We start from the raw sequence: 15988 nt of genomic DNA, 5'->3' as shown, positions 1-15988 counted from the left end.
CCGGCAGGCCGGTCCACACTCCCCAGATTCTCCCCAGGACTGATCGGACGCGATACCTCAGGTTGTGCGACGCCCACCTGGCCCGTGGATTTCCAGGGGGCCAGGCCGTATAGCCTGGGGAAATGCTTACAGAGGTCACCGCGACGCGCTACGTCACGCCGCTGCGTGAGGGCGGCTCGCTCCCGGGCATCGTTGAAGCCGACGATCTCGGTACGTATGTCATGAAGTTCACCGGCGCGGGGCAGGGCCGGAAGACCCTCGTCGCGGAGGTCATCTGTGGGGAACTCGGCCGGCGGCTGGGACTGCGGGTCCCGGAGCTCGTCACCATCCAGCTCGACCCGGTCATCGGGCTCGCGGAGCCGGACCAAGAGGTGCAGGAGCTGCTCAAGGCGAGCGGCGGGCTGAATCTCGGAATGGACTATCTGCCCGGTTCGATCGGGTTCGACCCGCTCGCCTACCAGGTGGACCCGGCAGAGGCCGGGAAGATCGTGTGGTTCGATGCGTTGATCAACAATGTCGACCGGTCGTGGCGGAACCCCAACATGCTGGTCTGGCACGGGGACGCCTGGCTCATCGATCACGGTGCCACGATGATCTGGCACCACAACTGGCCGGGTGCGCAGGCCTCCGCGGCCAAGCCGTACAACGCCTCCGACCATGTGCTCGCGCCCTTCGGCCCGGACATCGCCGCCGCGGCCGCCGAGCTCGCCCCGCTCGTCACCGAGCAGCTGCTGACCGAGGTGACCGCCGAGGTGCCCGACGAGTGGCTGGTCGACGAGCCCGGTTTCGACACGACGGACGCGCTGCGCCGCGCCTACGTGGAGCCGCTGCTGGCGCGCGCCGCCACCATCCACGAGCGGATCTCGATGGACACGCCCACGAAGACGACGCCGTCCCGGGCGCCGGGGTGGCTGACCGAGCATCTCACTCCGTGGCCGCATCCCACGAAGAAGGACCGTGCCGAGAAGGCGGCGGCCGATCGGGCCGACGAGGCGCAGAGCAGCAAGGACGACAGTCAGTGAGCAAGCGTGATGTCTTCGAGTACGCGCTGCTGCGTGTCGTGCCCCGGGTCGAGCGCGGTGAGTGCATCAACGCGGGCGTGCTGGTGTACTGCCGCGCCAAGTCCTTTGTGGCGGCCCGCACCCATCTCGACGAGAGCAAGCTGAGGGCGCTCGACCCGAACGCCGACGTGGTCGGGGTCCGGGCGGCGCTGCGGGCCGTCGAGGGCGTCTGCGGCGGCGGCGACGCGGCCGGCCAGGCCGCCGGTGACGACGCCGGGCGGCGCTTTCGCTGGCTGATCGCTCCGCGCTCCACGGTGGTCCAGCCGAGCGCCGTGCACAGCGGCCTCACCGCCGATCCGGAGGCCGAGGTCGAGCGGCTGCTCGACCTGCTGGTGCGCTGATCCGGCCACCGTCGGCGCCGCGCGCGGACCCTGAGGTCGCGGCGCCGACGGTGTGACATGCACTGCTGCGCCGGTGGGCCGTTGACACCGAGTGCCGGGGCTTCTAGCGTCTCGTCTGCTGAAGGTACTAAGCGGTTGCTCAGTTGTTGGGAACTTCCTGACGTTTGCTGAGCCGCGATCCAAGGGCGAGGAGAACCAAGCATGTCCACCACCGAGCAGCGTGTCGCCATCGTGACGGGAGCGGCGCGAGGCATTGGCGCCGCCACCGCGGTACGCCTGGCGGCCGAGGGCCGCGCCGTCGCCGTACTCGACCTCGACGAGGCGGCCTGCAAGGACACCGTCGAGAAGATCACCGCCGCTGGGGGCACCGCCCTCGCCGTCGGCTGCGACGTGTCGGACAGCGCCCAGGTGGAGGCCGCCGTGGCGCGGGTCGCCACCGAGCTCGGCGCGCCGACGATCCTCGTCAACAACGCGGGCGTGCTCCGCGACAACCTGCTCTTCAAGATGAGCGAGTCCGACTGGGACACCGTGATGAACGTGCACCTCAAGGGCGCGTTCCTGATGGCCAAGGCCGTCCAGAAGCACATGGTGGACGCCACGTTCGGCCGTATTGTCTCGCTGTCCTCGTCCTCGGCGCTCGGCAACCGCGGTCAGGCGAACTACTCCGCCGTCAAGGCCGGTCTGCAGGGCTTCACCAAGACCCTCGCCAAGGAGCTCGGCAAGTTCGGCATCACCGCCAACGCCGTCGCCCCCGGCTTCATCGTCACCGAGATGACCGCGCAGACCGCGGCCCGGGTCGGCATGGGCTTCGAGGAGTTCCAGGCCGCCGCCGCCACCCAGATCCCCGTGCAGCGCGTCGGCCGCCCGGAGGACGTCGCCAACGCCATCGCCTTCTTCACCGGCGACGACGCGGGCTTCGTCTCCGGCCAGGTCATGTACGTCGCCGGCGGACCGCTCAACTGACCCGAAGGGCAGCGGACATCATGACTGTGCAGGACAGCGGGAAGGTCGCGCTCATCACGGGCGCGAGCCGGGGGATCGGTTACGGAATCGCGGAGGCGCTCGTCGCCCGCGGCGACCGGGTGTGCATCACCGGGCGCGGCGAGGACGCCCTCAAGGAGGCCGTCGAGAGGCTGGGCTCCGACCGGGTCATCGCCGTCGTGGGCAAGGCGCACGACGAGGCGCATCAGGCGGCGGCGGTCGAGCGCACCATGGAGGTGTTCGGCCGCGTGGACTTCCTGGTCAACAACGCCGGTACGAACCCGGTGTTCGGCCCGATCGCCGAGCTCGACCTGGGTGTCGCGCGCAAGGTCTACGAGACCAATGTGATCTCGGCGCTCGGCTTCGCCCAGCAGACCTGGAAGGCCTGGCAGAAGGAGAACGGCGGGGCGATCGTCAACATCGCCTCGATCGCCGGTATCTCCGCCTCGCCCTTCGTCGGCGCATACGGCATGAGCAAGGCGGCCATGGTCAATCTGACCCTGCAGCTGGCGCACGAGTTCGCCCCGGCAGTCCGGGTCAACTCGATCGCTCCGGCCGTGGTCAGGACCAAGTTCGCCGCGGCGCTCTACGAGGGGCGCGAGGCGGAGGCGGCAGCCGCTTATCCGCTCGGCCGGCTCGGTGTCCCGGAGGACATCGGCGGAGCCGCTGCGTTCCTCACGTCGAGCCAGTCCGACTGGATCACCGGACAGACGCTGGTGGTCGACGGAGGCATCTTCCTGAATGCGGGCGTGAGCTGAGCACAGCCTGCTCCGGTTTGGCCCTGATTGACTCAAGTGCCCCGTCGGACCTGCGGATTGACCCGGCGGGGCGCTGCGGTATGGTCTGCCGATCCATGGCTGATCGAGGAGCGTGCACGTGTTCTACCGGGCCAGGCTGCAGGCCGCTGCAGCCCTTGCTTCCCTTTCTTTGCTGGCCGGCTGCGGCCTGCTTTCCGACAACGGCTCGGAGGCGGAGCAGAAGATAGTCGTCGGTACCACGAGTGAGCCCTCCACCCTCGATCCGGCGGCGGCATGGGACAACTCGTGGGAGCTGATGCGTAATGTCTTCCAGACCCTGGTGAGCTTCCCCACCGGCAGTACGAGCCCCGAGCCCGACGCCGCGGACTCCTGTGTGTTCACGGACCGGACCAGCACGGCCTACCGCTGCACGCTCAAGAAGGGCTTGAAGTTCTCCAACGGGGACAAGCTCGACGCCGAGGCTGTGAAGTACTCCATCGACCGGATCAGGACCATCAAGGTCAAGGGCGGCCCCCACGGCCTGCTCGGCTCGCTCGACCGGGTCGAGACCAAGGGCGACGGCACCGTCATCTTCCATCTGAACAGGCCGGACGCCACGTTCCCCTTCATTCTGGCCACCCCCGCGATGTCCCTCGTGGCGCCCAGCGACTACCCGAAGGACAAGATCCGCGAGGACGGCAAGGTCACCGGGTCGGGCCCCTACCTCCTGAAGAGTTACGTGCCGGGGGGCAAGGCCGAGCTGGTGAAGAACCAGGGCTACAAGGGCTTCGCCAACCGCAAGAACAACGCCGTGACCATCCGGTACTTCAAGGGGTCCGCCCCCATGGTCGACGCGCTGAAGAAGAACGAGATCGACGCCACCTACCGCGGCCTCACCGCGGAGGAGGTGGTGAACCTCGAGGACAACAAGGACGAGAACAGCAAGCTGCAGCTGATCGAGACCGTCGGCGCCGACATCCGCTTCCTGGTCTTCAACCCCGAGGACCCGGCTGCCGGGAACCCGGCCGTCCGCCGGGCCGTCGCACAGCTCGTCGACCGGGACGCGCTCGTCGCCAAGGTCTACCAGGGCACCGCCGAACCGCTGTACTCCATGATCCCCAAGGGTATCGCCGGCCACACCACCAGCTTCTTCGACAGCTTCGGCAACCCGAGCAAGAAGAAGGCCAAGCAGATCCTGGTCAAGGCGGGGATCACGGAGCCCGTCGCGATGACGTTCTGGTACACCACCGACCGGTACGGCTCGTCGACGGAAACCGAGTTCGGTGAACTGAAGCGTCAGCTGGAGGCATCGGGTCTGTTCAAGATCACGCTGAAGGGCCTGCCGTGGAAGAAGTTCCAGGAGGGCTTCACCAAGGGTCAGTACCCGGTCTTCGGCCGCGGCTGGAACCCGGACTTCCCGGACCCGGACAACTTCATCGCCCCCTTCGTGGGCAAGGAGAGTGTCACCGGGATGCCGTACGACAAGACCGAGATCACCCGGCACCTGCTGCCGCAGACCCGCCAGGAGAGCGACCGGGGCGCGGTCAGCAAAGAGTTCGAGCAGGCTCAGAACATCCTGGTCGACGACGTCCGGCTGCTGCCCCTGTGGCAGGGCAAGCTCTATGTCGAGGCGGGCGAGGACATCGGTGGCGGCGAGCGCGCCCTGGACCCGCAGACGGTCATGCAGATGTGGGAGCTGTACCGCAAGACCAGCTGGTAGGGCTCGCCCGGCCGGTTGTCAGTGGCTCCCGGTAGGTTCTGTGGTCGAGAACCGATTGCGTACCGGAGGTTGTTGAAGTGACCGACACCGACCTGCTGCCCGAGTCCTGGCGCGGCGTCCTCGGCGAAGAGCTGCAGAAGCCGTACTTCAAGGAGCTCACCGAGTTCGTCGAGGAGGAGCGGGCGAAGGGACCGGTCTACCCGCCCCGCGAGCAGGTCTTCGCGGCCCTGGAAGCGACCCCGTACGACAAGGTGAAGGTCCTGGTCCTCGGCCAGGACCCGTACCACGGCGAGGGGCAGGGGCACGGGCTGTGCTTTTCCGTGCGGCCCGGCGTGAGGACACCGCCTTCCTTGCGGAACATCTACAAGGAGATGAATGAGGAGCTCGGCCTGCCTATCCCGGACAACGGGTATCTGATGCCGTGGGCCGAGCAGGGCGTCCTGCTGCTCAACGCCGTGCTGACGGTCCGCGCCGGCGAGGCCAACTCGCACAAGGGCAAGGGCTGGGAGAAGTTCACGGACGCGGTGATCCGCGCGGTGGCCACGCGGCCCGATCCGGCGGTCTTCGTGCTCTGGGGCAACTATGCCCAGAAGAAGCTCCCGCTGATCGACGAGGAGCGCCATGCGGTGGTGAAGGGCGCACATCCGTCACCGCTGTCCGCGAAGAAGTTCTTCGGCTCCCGTCCGTTCACGCAGATCAACGAGGCGGTCGCGGCACAGGGACACCAGGCCATCGACTGGCGCATCCCCGACCTGGGCTGATCCGCCCGGAGCCGTCCCACGGGCCCGGGGGTCTCTGTCAGGTCGTGGCCGGCCGCGCCCGACCCGGTAGAAAGGTCCTAGCCCGAGCCTGAGCGGGATTGCCGGTGCCAGCCGCTAGCGTCGCCGTGACCGGAATCGAACGGGCTCCACCGGGCCCGGTCGACGTCGACCGGGGTGAACCGGTAACAGCTGGACACATGCGAGGGAGACCGCGGTGACGGAGCAGCAGGAGGCGTCGACGGATGCCGTCATGACCAGGATCGGCCAGGCGATCATGCTGCTCCACGGCGGCGACAGGGAAGAGGCCCGTAACCGCTTCGGGGCGCTCTGGGCGGAGATCGGTGAGGACGGCGACGCCCTGCACCGCTGTACCCTCGCGCACTACATGGCTGACACCCAGGACGATCCCGGCGACGAACTGGCTTGGGATCTAAGGGCGTTGACCGCTGCCGAGGGGCTCTTTGACGGGCGCGTCGCGGAACATGGGGATTCGCTCGCGGTGCGGGCCTTCTACCCCTCGCTCCACCTCAACCTTGCGGCGGACTATGTGAAGCTTCAGCGCCCCGACGCGGCCCGGGTCCATCTGGACCGGGCCCGGAAGGCGTCCGAGGTTCTCGCGGACGACGGGGTGGACGACGGGTACGGGGGAGGGGTGCGCGCGGCGATCGGGCGGCTGGAGCGGCGGCTTCGGGAGCTGTGAGCCGAGGTCTGCCGCGGATCGTCGCGGCCCGCCGGCAACGGACGGGCCGCAACGATCCGAGTCGGCCGGATCCCGGCGGGATCCGCGGCCGACGGGGCGTTCAGTGGCCGTAGGTGTCCTCACAGATCCGGGCTTCGGGGCTGCCCGCGGACCAGCCTCCGTAGGCCCGGCCGAGCGCGCAGACACTTGTTCCGGTGGCGGGGACGGCGGGCGGATTCGGCACCCGCGCGGCTGTGGGCGGGGCATGGCGAGGCCGGGGCACGCCGACGTGCTCCCGCCGCTGTGGGGCGCGAGGCGCGGTGTGTTGGGTGTCCGAGCGCGCCTTCGCCGGTCGGCCGGACGCCTTCGGCGACGGCTTCGGGTCGGGGATCGCCTCCAGGGTGTCCCGGACCGGCGGCCCCACGATCTGGGGCGCCAGGTCCTGGACAGGCCTGCTGGTCTCGGGCCGGGGCGCAATGCCCGGCCGGGGCTCCACGGACACACAGCCGGTGACGGCAGTGACTGCCACGCCGACCAGGAGCTTCACGGTGATACTGGTTCGCTGCACCTGGGCAACTCTGCTGTGCGGGCAGGGCGCTGCGCGACCCGGCCGGTGATGATTGGCCCTCACGAGTGACCCCGGTCAGCGCAACGCCCCGGTCGGCGGCGTCTGCCCGCCGGGCGGCGTGGTGTGAGGTTCAGTCACCGGTCGTGCCGTCGATCCGCTCCCGGACCAGATCGGCGTGGCCGTTGTGCCGCGCGTACTCCTCGATCATGTGGGTGTAGATCCACCGCAGGTTGAACTGCTCGCCCTTGCGGCTGCGGCCGACCGACAGGTCGTCGAGCCCGTGCTTCGCGGCGATCTCGCGGGCCGCGTCGATCTGCGCCCGCCAGGTGGTCCCGGCCTCCTCCCAGGTGTCCGCCTCGGTGGGATGGAAGTCGCCGTCCTCGTCCTCGTCGGTGTAGTACAGCGACTTCGCTTCCTCGCCGGCCATGACGTTGCGGAACCAGTGACGCTCCACCTCCGCCATGTGCCGTACGAGCCCGAGCAGGCTGAGCCGCGACGGCGGTACGGACGCCTCCCGCAGCTGGGCGTCGCTGAGCCCCGCACATTTCAGCGCGAGCGTGTCGCGGTGATAGTCGAGCCAGCCCTCGAGCATCGGGCGTTCGGCGGCGGTGATGGCGGGTTCGGAACGTACCCCTGTGGTCATGCCGGTCATTGTTTCCCGGCGATCAAGACCTGGCCAGATGTTATTCGCCGAGCGGTGCCAGCATGCCGCGCAGGAGTTCGGCGAAGCCGGTACGCAGCTCTTCCTCGGTCGGTACGGACCGGTGGTACGACCCTGCGGCGCACGAGAACATCAGCCCTTCGCACCAGGCCACCAGGGAGAGGGCGTGCCGCTCGGGCTCGGCCGAACCGGCTGTCGTCATCAGCGCCACCAGGGGTTCGCGGAACTGTCCGCCCGTCGCGTCGAAGAACTTCCGGAGCTCCGGCCGCCGGGTGGCCTCCAGGGCGAGTTCGTAGCGGCAGATGAGCAGGTGGGGGTGGCGGGTCAGGTATCGGTGCAGGGCTGAGGCGAGGCTGCTGACGAGCGCGGTGACGTTGTGGGGCGGCCCGGTCCCGGCGTCCGGTTCGCCTTCCGGCCCGCCCCCGGCTGCGGGCATCGGAAGTTCGCTCGGAGCCAGGACCTGCGCCTCGCGCTCCGCCAGTCGCCGCACCGTCGCCTCCAGGAGCGCCTGCCGGGTGCGTGCGTAATTGGATGTGGAGCCCTGGGGGAGTCCGGCGCGTTCGTCGACCGCCCTGTGGGTGAGCCCTCGCATCCCGCGCTCGGCGAGAAGTGCCAGGGCGGCATCGGCGATCAGTTCCGCCCGGGAGGCGCCGCCGGTGCGTGTGGTGCTGGTGGCCATGAGATCACCCTATCGCTGTGACTACAGCTGTAGTATTTTGGTCTCGTTACTACAGGTGTAGTTTCGAGGAGGAGTCATGGACAAGCCTCATGCGGTCGTCATCGGCAGCGGAATCGGCGGCCTCACCGCCGCCGTGGCCCTCTGCCGACGGGGGTGGCAGGTCACCGTCCTGGAGCGGGCCGCTTCGCTGGAGCCCGTCGGCGCAGGCATCGGCCTGGCCCCCAACGCGCAGCGTGCCCTGGACGTCATCGGCCTCGGCGACAGGATCAGATCCCTGGCTGCCTGGCAGGGCGACGGCGGTATCCGCAGTCCGAGCGGCCGGTGGATGTCCCGGACGGACAGCGCGGCGGCGACCGAGCGGTTCGGCGGAGCGATGGTCCTGCTGCACCGTGCGACCCTGATCGATGCCTTCGTGGCCGAACTGCCCGCATCCGTGATCCGGACCGGAACGACGGCGGAACTCGTGAACCCGGGCACCGCGGGCGGCGCCCGCGCCGTGGTCAGGACGCCCACCGCGGACCTCGAGGCCGACCTCGTCATCGCAGCCGACGGCATCAACTCGGCCGTACGCACACACCTCTTCCCCGATCACCCCGGGCCGTCGTACGCCGGCTTCACCACTTGGCGCGTCGTCGTCCCCGCGCCCGAGAGGCCCTTCGCCCCGCACGAGACCTGGGGCCGCGGCGCCCTCTGGGGCACCCAGCCGCTCAAGGACGGCCGGATCTACGCGTACGCAGCCGCGGTCGCCCCCGCCGGAGTCCGGGCCGCCGACGACGAGAAGGCCGAGCTGCAGCGCCGCTTCGGCGCGTGGCACGATCCGATTCCGGGGATCATCGCCGCCGTCGCACCCGACCAGGTGCTCCGCAACGATGTGCGCCATCTGATCGACCCGCTGCCCGCGTTCCACCGGGGGCGGACCGTCCTGGTCGGCGACAGCGCCCACGCCATGACGCCCAGCCTCGCACAGGGCGGCAATCAGGCCATCGAGGACGGAATCGTGCTCGCGCACCACGCGGCGCCCGACGCCGACCTCGGGACGGCGCTCGCCGCGTACAGCGCGGACCGGCTCCCCCGGACGCGCGCCATCGTCCGCAAGGCCGCCCGGGTGGCGCGTCTGATGCGGGTGACCAGCGCCCCCGCCGTCGCGGTGCGCGACACGCTGATGTCCGCCGTGTCCCGGCTCGGGCCGGCCCTGGTGCTGCGTACCTTCGACGGCATCGCGGACTGGCAGCCGCCGCAGCACACGTATGCTGCCCGGGCGAAGGACATGCATATGACACAGCGTTAGTCAGAGGGAGACCCCAGTGAAGGTCGGCTGCATCGGGCTCGGCGGCATCGCGCAGAAGGCGTATCTGCCGGTCCTCACCGCCCTGCCCGGGGTCGAACTGCATCTGCAGACCCGCACTCCCGCCACTCTCGCCGCCGTCGCCGCGGCCCACCGGATCCCGCCGGAGCAGTGCCACTCCGAGCTCGACTCGCTGATCGCCCAGGACCTGGACGCCGCCTTCGTCCATGCCCCGACCTCCGTACACCCGGAGATCACCGACCGGCTGCTCCGGGCCGGTGTGCCCACGTACGTCGACAAGCCGCTCGCCTACGAACTCGCCGATTCCGAGCGGCTGGTCGACCTTGCCGACGAGCGCGGTGTCAGCTTGGCCGTCGGCTTCAACCGGCGGTTCGCGCCCGGCTATGCGCAGTGCATCGAGCACCCGCGCGAGCTGATTCTCATGCAGAAGAACCGGGTGGGCCTGCCCGAGGAACCGCGCGCCATGGTGCTCGACGACTTCATCCATGTCGTCGACACCCTGCGCTTCCTGGTGCCGGGGCCGGTCGAGCACACCGTCGTGCGGGCGCGGATCCGCGAAGGCCTGATGCACCATGTCGTGCTGCAGTTGTCCGGAGACGGATTCACCGCCATCGGCGCGATGAACCGGCTCAGCGGCTCGACGGAGGAGCGGCTCGAAGTCTCCGGACAGGACTCCAAGCGGGAGGTCGTCAACCTGGCCGAGGTGATCGACCACAAGGGACAGCCGAGCCTGCGGCGGCGTGGTGACTGGGTGCCGGTGGCCCGTCAGCGCGGCGTCGAGCAGTGCGTGCTGTCCTTCCTGGACGCCGTGCGTGCCGGGAAGCTGCTGAGCGCCCGGGACGCGCTGGAGACACACGAACTGTGCGAGCGCATTCTGCTGGACCTGAACTGCGCGTAGCGGAAACCGCTGGTCAGGGCGGGTCCGGATGCGTCCCGCACGAGCCGGATGCAGGCTGAGGGGATGGACCGCCAGCCCGTGGAGGTGACCTGGTGAAGCCCCACGACGAGCCACAGGGCTGGGGTGCTCTCCAGCCACCGCCCGGCTACTACTCCGCGGACGGGCGGCCACCCGACGCGACGCAGCGCGCCCTGATCCTGGACTGGGCGGTCAATCAGCGGATCGCTAGCGGCTGGCGGGTGGAGTCGCGCGCCGAGACGCAGGTCGTCATGGTCCGCGGGCAGCCGCTGAATCATGTGCTGCACGCTCTGCTCATGGTGTTCAGCTGCTTTCTGTGGGGCGCCGTGTGGGTGGCGCTGGCCGTGACGAACAAGGTCGAGCGCGTTGCCCTCACCGTCGACGCACAGGGGCACATCGTCTCGGTCAACGCCCCGTCATAGCCGTGCCGCCGGAGCGGCCGCACCGACCGGCTCCGCCGAGCTCCGCCGCCGGAGGGACCGTGCACCCTCATAGGCACAGAACACCGCCAGCACCCCGAGCGCACCCTGCGCCGGCCAGTCGCCCAGCCGGACGTAGAGCGTGCTGCCGGTGGCCAGCGGTATGTCGAACACGGCGGCCGCGCTGGTGTCCGTACCGAGCGGGGTGCCGATGCGACGCCCCTGCGCGTCGTACACCGTACTGATCCCGGTGAGCGTGGCGTGCACCATGGGGCGGCCGGTCTCCGCCGCCCGGAGGGCGCCCAGCGAGGCATGCTGGGCCGGCGCCCAGTTGTGCTGGAACGTGGACGTCGACGACTGGGCGATCAGCACCTGGGCCCCGTCCTGGGCAAGCCGCCTGCTCATGTCGGGGAACGCCGATTCGAAGCAGATCAGCGGACCTATACGCAGCCTCTCCGCTCCGCCCGGGGACCCTGAGGAATACACCGGGGACGGCGGCTCGGGAACGGACATCAGCACCTGCCGGGTCCCGCGCAGCCGGTCCTCGCCCGCCGCCTTGCCCAGCGACGTCACCCAGCCGAGCACCGAACGAGCCGGAATGTACTCGCCGAACGGCACCAGACGCATCTTGTCGTAGCGGTCCCCGGTCGGGCCGTCCGGCCCCACCAGCACCGCACTCTTGAAGATCCCCGTCCGGCCCGAGGCGTGGGCCTGCCGCGCATCCATATTGACCAGCACATCCGCGCCGACCTCGCGTGACACCTTCGTGATCCGGTCTGCGAGATCAGGGTGCTGCGACAGGTCCTCGCCGACGCTGCTCTCGCCCCAGACGACCAGGTCGAGCTGTCGGCCCGCCAGCGTGCGGGTCAGTTGCTCGCTGCGTGCGAAACGCAGCTCCACGCTGTTCGGCCCCTCGACCACGCCGGGTTGTACGACGGCGATCCGGGCCGCTCCCGCGGGCTCCGGCTGCGGCGCCCACCTCCATATCGCGCCCACTGCCAGCGCGCCCACCACGATGCCGGCCGCCGCGGCCGTCCGGGCGGCGGACGTCACGAACACCAGGGTGACCGCGATGTTCACCGCCACCACCAGGAGGCTCACCAGCCACACCCCTCCGACCGATGCCACCCGGAGCGCCACGGGCACCTGCCACTGGCTTGCGCCCAGCAGCCCCCAGGGACCGCCGAGCGCATCCCAGGAGCGGGCCAGTTCGATCATCAGCCAGCCGGACGGGACCACGATCAGGGCCGCCGCGACCCTTGCGACGGACGGCGATCCGCCCAGCAGCCGGGAGACCAGCAGCCCCCACGGCGCCCAGAGCAGACCGAGGAACGCCGCCAGTATCACGAGGAACACATGCAGGCTCGGCAGCAGCCAGTTGTGCACCGCGATCAGGTAGCCCGTACCGCCGAGCCAGCCGTCGAGTGCGGCCCGCCGACCCGTACCCGCCGACCGGATCAGCAGCAGCCACGGCACCAGCGCGACGTACGCGAACCACCACAGAGCCGGGGCGGGAAAGGCGAGCGCGGGCAGTGCACCCGCGAGCAGCGCAGCACCACCGCGCCACCAAGGCGACCGGAGCAGGCGCTCCCCCTGCTCACGCCGAACGGCCGGAATTCGCATGCCGCGCCTCCTCGTCCTGCCCGGTGAGCAGCCTCCCCCTCCTCCTTCCCCAGTGTGGGGGGAGGGGAACGGCCGCGGCCAGAGGGGGAGCGGGGCCCGAGGCGCGGATCAGCCGGGGGCGAGCTCCCCGGTGAGGCTGCGCCACTTCTCATGGACGGCGACGGTACGGATCCGCCAGCCGGTCTCTGTGCGCAACAGCCCGAACGCGTACCGGCCGCCGGAGACGAAGTTCGGCGCCGTGGTGGTGTCCGCGGCCCCGGGGGCGTCGTCGTCCGGCGCGCCCCGTAGCCGCATCGGGTTGAGGTAGTCGGCCTGCACCTCGGCCCGGTCGCCGGGATACCCACCCAGGTCCTGGAGGTCGAGCCGGCGGTTGACGATCAGATGCTGTCGTACGGGGAAGAGGCGCATGGTCTCCGCGAGCCACTGCGCGACCTCGGCGGCGGTCCCCTCGATGCCGCCCGCGCTGCGGTAGTCGGCGCGGCCGTCCGGGGTGAACAGCTCCCCGTAGTCCTGCCAGGCGCTGTCGTCCACCGCCACCGCATAGCCGGTGATCACTGCATCGATGGACAACTGGTCCATCACGGTTGCGAGAGCCACGCGCTGCGTCATGCGGTCAGTGTGTGCCCGTCGACCGCCGAGGCCAAGGGCCGTGCACGCGCGGCGGCGGTCCGGTCCTGATCCGGATGCCCGGTGCACGGCACGGTGCGTGCCTCAGCAGGGGACCACGGCCACCGGCCCGAGCGCGTGCGTGAGCGTTGTCTGCGCGACCGGGGACAGCCCGAACCCGAGCTCCTCGCCGCCCTTGCGCCGCCCGATCACCGTGAGCGCGGCGGTCGCCGACGCCGTGACCAGGGTGCGCGACGCGGAGCCATGGATCGGCTCCAGCACGAGCTCGACCTGCGGGTACTTCTCGCCCCGGCCTGCGGTGAGCTCCCCGAGAGCCCGCTCGGCGGCGCCCGCCGCCGCGTCCCGGTCGAAGACGGGTCCGCCGGAGAGCATCGACGAGAACATCGTCCAGCCGTGCACGATCCGCAACCGCGCGCCGGGCCGGGCTGCTGCCGCCTCGAACGCGAAATCCAGTACCGCTTCGCTGCTCTCGTCGGCAGCCACTCCCGCAACGATGTCTGGAAATGTCTCCGCCGCGTCCACCGCGTCGTCGTCCCCCCGACCGCTGTGGATGACGACGACCGGGCACGCGGCCATCGAAGCCGTCGCAAGGCTGTTTGAGCCGATCAGCAGGGACCGGAATCCGCCCAGACCGCGGGAGCCCAGCACCAGCAGCGACGCGTTCTGGCCGAGCGAGGTCAGCGCGGACACGGGGAAGTCGAGCGGGCTGACCGTGGCCGGGTGCAGGTCCGGAGCGATCAGCGACACCCGCCGTACGGACTCCGTGAGCAACTCCTCGGCCTGTCGCTGCTGCGCCTCCTGGACGGTGCGCCGGGTGGGGATCCGGGCATGCGCGATCGTCAGCGGAAGTCCTCGCCGGACGGCTTCGCGCGCCGCCCAGTCGAGGGCCTCGTAACTGTGCGAGGAGCCGTCGACGGCGGCGATCACGGGAAGCTCGGTGATGGTCATGGAATCCTCCAGAGTCCGGCGGTGCATGTCCCAGGCTGGTATGCGAACGCCGCACCCGGCAGGGCCTTTCGGCCCTTTTCTGCCCTGTGCGTCCGAGGGCCGGCCCGGCGGGTGCAGGCCCGGCCGCTTTCCGGTGCCGGGCGGAGGCCGGTCCCGGACCACCGCCGGGACCTGTTCCGTACGCTACGGCCGGTGGCCGTCCGGCGCTCCGGCGCGAGATCGCGCGGCGGCTCAGGTCGCAGGCCGGGCGTGCTCCACGGCGGCCGGGGCGGGCACGGGTACGACGCGCGGCCCGATCCTGGTGCTGTCCCTGCCGGCCGGAGTGCTGGCCGGAACCTCGTGGAGCGCCCGCACCCGTCGTACCGTCGTCCGCGCCGCCGTGGGGTGTTGTGCGGCCGCTGTGGGCGGGGCGCTGGTGGCGGTCATTGCGTACTGACGAAGACGGTGCAGGCAGCCGGGCGGTGAGGAGGCGGACTCGGAGCACCTGATGCAAGCTGCGGACAAGGCAACGGGCCGGGGCGAACCGCGAAAGGCGATCATGAGTACAAGGGATGCGAACGTCCGAAATGCCGGGGCCGTGGCTCCGGCCGGCGCAGCGGCGGCCACCGGGTCGGCCGAACCGGCCGACGCAGCGCTGTCCGGTTGCGCGGCGCTGGTGACCGGCGCCTCCAGCGGCATCGGGGCGGCCACCGCCCTGGCACTGGCCCGGCAGGGCGCGGCCCTCGCGCTGGTCGCCCGTCGAGCCGACCGGCTGGAGGACCTGGCCACCGCGATCCGGGACCGGGGCGGCACGTGCGTCGCCCTCACCGCCGACCTCCGCGAGGCGGCACAGGCCCGTCGCGCCGTCGAGGACGCCGCGGACCGGTTCACACGGCTGGACGTGCTGGTGAACAACGCCGGATACGTGGCGATCGGCGCCGTGGAGGAAGGCGACCCCGAGGAATGGGACCGCATGGTCGACCTCAATCTCAAGGCCGTCCTGCACATGTCGCAGGCAGCGCTGCCGCACCTGCTGCGCGCGGCCGCTGACGGCCCGCGCCGGGTCGCCGACCTGGTGAACGTCAGCTCCGTCGCGGGCCGGTTGGCCCGTAAGAACAACAGCGTCTATTCGGCGACGAAACACGCGGTCGGAGCGTTCAGCGAGGCCCTGCGCCAGGAGGTCACGGGGCGCGGAGTCCGGGTGGGCCTCGTCGAGCCGGGGATGACCACGACGGAGATGTCGACCGGAGCCGGGTTCGCGGCCGCGCGTGATCTGCCGCAGAGCACATGGCTGGACGCCGAGGACATCGCCCGGGCCATCGCCTTCATGGTCACTCAGCCCCGGCACGCGGCGGTCAACGAGATCATGGTGCGCCCGACGGCCCAGGAACACTGAACCCTGGGTTCCATCGACCTCGCTGATGTCCAGGCAGCGGCCCATGGCGGGGCCGCCGCCCGTTCCCGCCGGGTGGATTCCAGGGATCGTCGCAACACAGGGCGTGTGTTGCGACGATCTTAGGGTTCGCCGTTGAGTGCCCGGACGAGTTCGTCGACTGCAGGTGCGCCGGCGAGCCCCTCGGGCGTGGTGTAGACGCGGCAGGTCAGCCCGTATGTTTCAGCTGCGGCCGGGAAGGGATCGTGGCCGTTGACGCGGATGGTCGGCGATCCGGGAAAACGTAGGGCCTGGGCCTGGTCGTCGGTTTCCACGGCGAGCAGGCTGACGTGGTGCCCGGGGTTCCCGGTGATCGTCAGAGCCTGGGCGAGGTGCTCCTGGGCGAGGTGCCAGTTCGGGCAGCCGCCGAAGTACAGCAGTTCGATGTTCACCTCTTTATGATGCTCCAGGCTCCCGGGGTGTTCAGCACGCACCGCTGAGGACCTGAGCGAGTCGCTGAGCTGGGGTTTCCCACCCACGACACACACCAGCACACGCTGTCACATATGCGGAGACCGACTACAACAGAAAAACAGTGATGGAGGAACGA

The 15988-nt window shown here is 70.2% G+C and carries 19 protein-coding genes; 11 read left to right on the top strand and 8 right to left on the bottom strand.

Annotated features, from left to right (window positions below; translation table 11 throughout):
• Positions 1 to 122: 122 nt before the first annotated feature.
• The 7 genes from AB0915_RS15210 to AB0915_RS15180 all read left to right on the top strand — a co-directional run bounded on the left by AB0915_RS15210 (position 123) and on the right by AB0915_RS15180 (position 6301).
• The gene (locus tag AB0915_RS15210) at positions 123 to 1022 is read left to right on the top strand and encodes a HipA family kinase (protein ID WP_366691529.1); all 900 of its coding nucleotides are present in this window, start codon (positions 123 to 125) and stop codon (positions 1020 to 1022) included.
• Positions 1019 to 1402 (top strand): DUF3037 domain-containing protein, encoded by a 384-nt coding sequence (locus tag AB0915_RS15205; RefSeq protein WP_366691528.1) that lies wholly within the window; start codon positions 1019 to 1021, stop codon positions 1400 to 1402. The genes AB0915_RS15210 and AB0915_RS15205 overlap by 4 nt, the downstream gene beginning before the upstream one ends.
• A 201-nt stretch (positions 1403 to 1603) precedes the next feature.
• Entirely contained in the window at positions 1604 to 2365 is a 762-nt protein-coding gene (fabG, locus tag AB0915_RS15200) for a 3-oxoacyl-ACP reductase FabG (protein WP_366691527.1), read from the top strand.
• A 20-nt stretch (positions 2366 to 2385) separates the two neighbouring features.
• Positions 2386 to 3141: an SDR family oxidoreductase gene (locus tag AB0915_RS15195; RefSeq protein ID WP_366691526.1), complete on the top strand. Its 756-nt coding sequence runs from the start codon at positions 2386 to 2388 to the stop codon at positions 3139 to 3141.
• Positions 3142 to 3259: 118 nt separating this feature from the next.
• Positions 3260 to 4840 carry an ABC transporter substrate-binding protein gene (locus AB0915_RS15190; RefSeq protein ID WP_366691525.1) on the top strand — a complete coding sequence of 527 codons (1581 nt, stop codon included), beginning with the start codon at positions 3260 to 3262 and terminating at the stop codon, positions 4838 to 4840.
• Positions 4841 to 4917: 77 nt separating this feature from the next.
• Positions 4918 to 5601 carry a uracil-DNA glycosylase gene (gene ung / locus AB0915_RS15185; protein ID WP_366691524.1) on the top strand — a complete coding sequence of 228 codons (684 nt, stop codon included), beginning with the start codon at positions 4918 to 4920 and terminating at the stop codon, positions 5599 to 5601.
• A gap of 214 nt (positions 5602 to 5815) precedes the next feature.
• A complete protein-coding gene (locus tag AB0915_RS15180; RefSeq protein ID WP_366691523.1) occupies positions 5816 to 6301 on the top strand; it encodes a hypothetical protein in 486 nt (161 codons plus the stop codon).
• A gap of 100 nt (positions 6302 to 6401) precedes the next feature.
• Here the strand turns inward: AB0915_RS15180 and AB0915_RS15175 are convergent, their stop codons facing one another.
• The 3 genes from AB0915_RS15175 to AB0915_RS15165 all read right to left on the bottom strand — a co-directional run bounded on the left by AB0915_RS15175 (position 6402) and on the right by AB0915_RS15165 (position 8188).
• On the bottom strand, positions 6402 to 6848 hold the full coding sequence (locus AB0915_RS15175; protein WP_366691522.1) for a hypothetical protein: 447 nt from the start codon (positions 6846 to 6848) through the stop codon (positions 6402 to 6404).
• 130 nt (positions 6849 to 6978) lie between these two features.
• Complete coding sequence (locus AB0915_RS15170) at positions 6979 to 7491, bottom strand: DinB family protein (protein ID WP_366691521.1); 513 nt, start codon at positions 7489 to 7491, stop codon at positions 6979 to 6981.
• Positions 7492 to 7531: 40 nt separating this feature from the next.
• On the bottom strand, positions 7532 to 8188 hold the full coding sequence (locus AB0915_RS15165) for a TetR family transcriptional regulator (RefSeq protein WP_366691520.1): 657 nt from the start codon (positions 8186 to 8188) through the stop codon (positions 7532 to 7534).
• 76 nt (positions 8189 to 8264) lie between these two features.
• Here AB0915_RS15165 and AB0915_RS15160 point away from each other — a divergent pair, with 76 nt between their 5' ends.
• The 3 genes from AB0915_RS15160 (at position 8265) to AB0915_RS15150 (ending at position 10832) form a co-directional block, all read left to right on the top strand.
• Positions 8265 to 9476 carry an FAD-dependent monooxygenase gene (locus tag AB0915_RS15160; RefSeq protein WP_366691519.1) on the top strand — a complete coding sequence of 404 codons (1212 nt, stop codon included), beginning with the start codon at positions 8265 to 8267 and terminating at the stop codon, positions 9474 to 9476.
• Positions 9477 to 9492: 16 nt separating this feature from the next.
• A complete protein-coding gene (locus AB0915_RS15155) occupies positions 9493 to 10392 on the top strand; it encodes a Gfo/Idh/MocA family oxidoreductase (protein ID WP_366691518.1) in 900 nt (299 codons plus the stop codon).
• 92 nt (positions 10393 to 10484) lie between these two features.
• Complete coding sequence (locus AB0915_RS15150; RefSeq protein WP_366691517.1) at positions 10485 to 10832, top strand: hypothetical protein; 348 nt, start codon at positions 10485 to 10487, stop codon at positions 10830 to 10832.
• Here AB0915_RS15150 and lnt read toward each other — a convergent pair.
• The 4 genes from lnt to AB0915_RS15130 all read right to left on the bottom strand — a co-directional run bounded on the left by lnt (position 10827) and on the right by AB0915_RS15130 (position 14453).
• The gene (lnt, locus tag AB0915_RS15145; RefSeq protein WP_366691516.1) at positions 10827 to 12452 is read right to left on the bottom strand and encodes an apolipoprotein N-acyltransferase; all 1626 of its coding nucleotides are present in this window, start codon (positions 12450 to 12452) and stop codon (positions 10827 to 10829) included. The two genes, AB0915_RS15150 and lnt, sit on opposite strands and share 6 nt — an antisense overlap.
• 108 nt (positions 12453 to 12560) lie before the next feature.
• Complete coding sequence (locus tag AB0915_RS15140; RefSeq protein ID WP_366691515.1) at positions 12561 to 13061, bottom strand: nuclear transport factor 2 family protein; 501 nt, start codon at positions 13059 to 13061, stop codon at positions 12561 to 12563.
• 102 nt (positions 13062 to 13163) lie between these two features.
• Positions 13164 to 14027: a universal stress protein gene (locus tag AB0915_RS15135; RefSeq protein ID WP_366691514.1), complete on the bottom strand. Its 864-nt coding sequence runs from the start codon at positions 14025 to 14027 to the stop codon at positions 13164 to 13166.
• Between the two features lie 231 nt (positions 14028 to 14258).
• Positions 14259 to 14453: a hypothetical protein gene (locus tag AB0915_RS15130; RefSeq protein WP_366691513.1), complete on the bottom strand. Its 195-nt coding sequence runs from the start codon at positions 14451 to 14453 to the stop codon at positions 14259 to 14261.
• A gap of 112 nt (positions 14454 to 14565) precedes the next feature.
• Between AB0915_RS15130 and AB0915_RS15125 the strand changes: the two genes are divergently transcribed.
• Positions 14566 to 15402, top strand: a complete 837-nt coding sequence (locus AB0915_RS15125) for an SDR family NAD(P)-dependent oxidoreductase (RefSeq protein WP_366691512.1) — start codon at positions 14566 to 14568, stop codon at positions 15400 to 15402.
• A 119-nt stretch (positions 15403 to 15521) separates the two neighbouring features.
• Here AB0915_RS15125 and AB0915_RS15120 read toward each other — a convergent pair whose 3' ends face one another.
• Positions 15522 to 15830 carry a thioredoxin family protein gene (locus AB0915_RS15120; protein ID WP_366691511.1) on the bottom strand — a complete coding sequence of 103 codons (309 nt, stop codon included), beginning with the start codon at positions 15828 to 15830 and terminating at the stop codon, positions 15522 to 15524.
• Between the last annotated feature and the right edge of the window lie 158 nt (positions 15831 to 15988).

The organism is Streptomyces sp. NPDC048411 (genome assembly GCF_040704695.1).
GTDB lineage: Bacteria > Actinomycetota > Actinomycetes > Streptomycetales > Streptomycetaceae > Streptomyces.
This window is presented reverse-complemented; position numbering and strand designations above follow the sequence as displayed.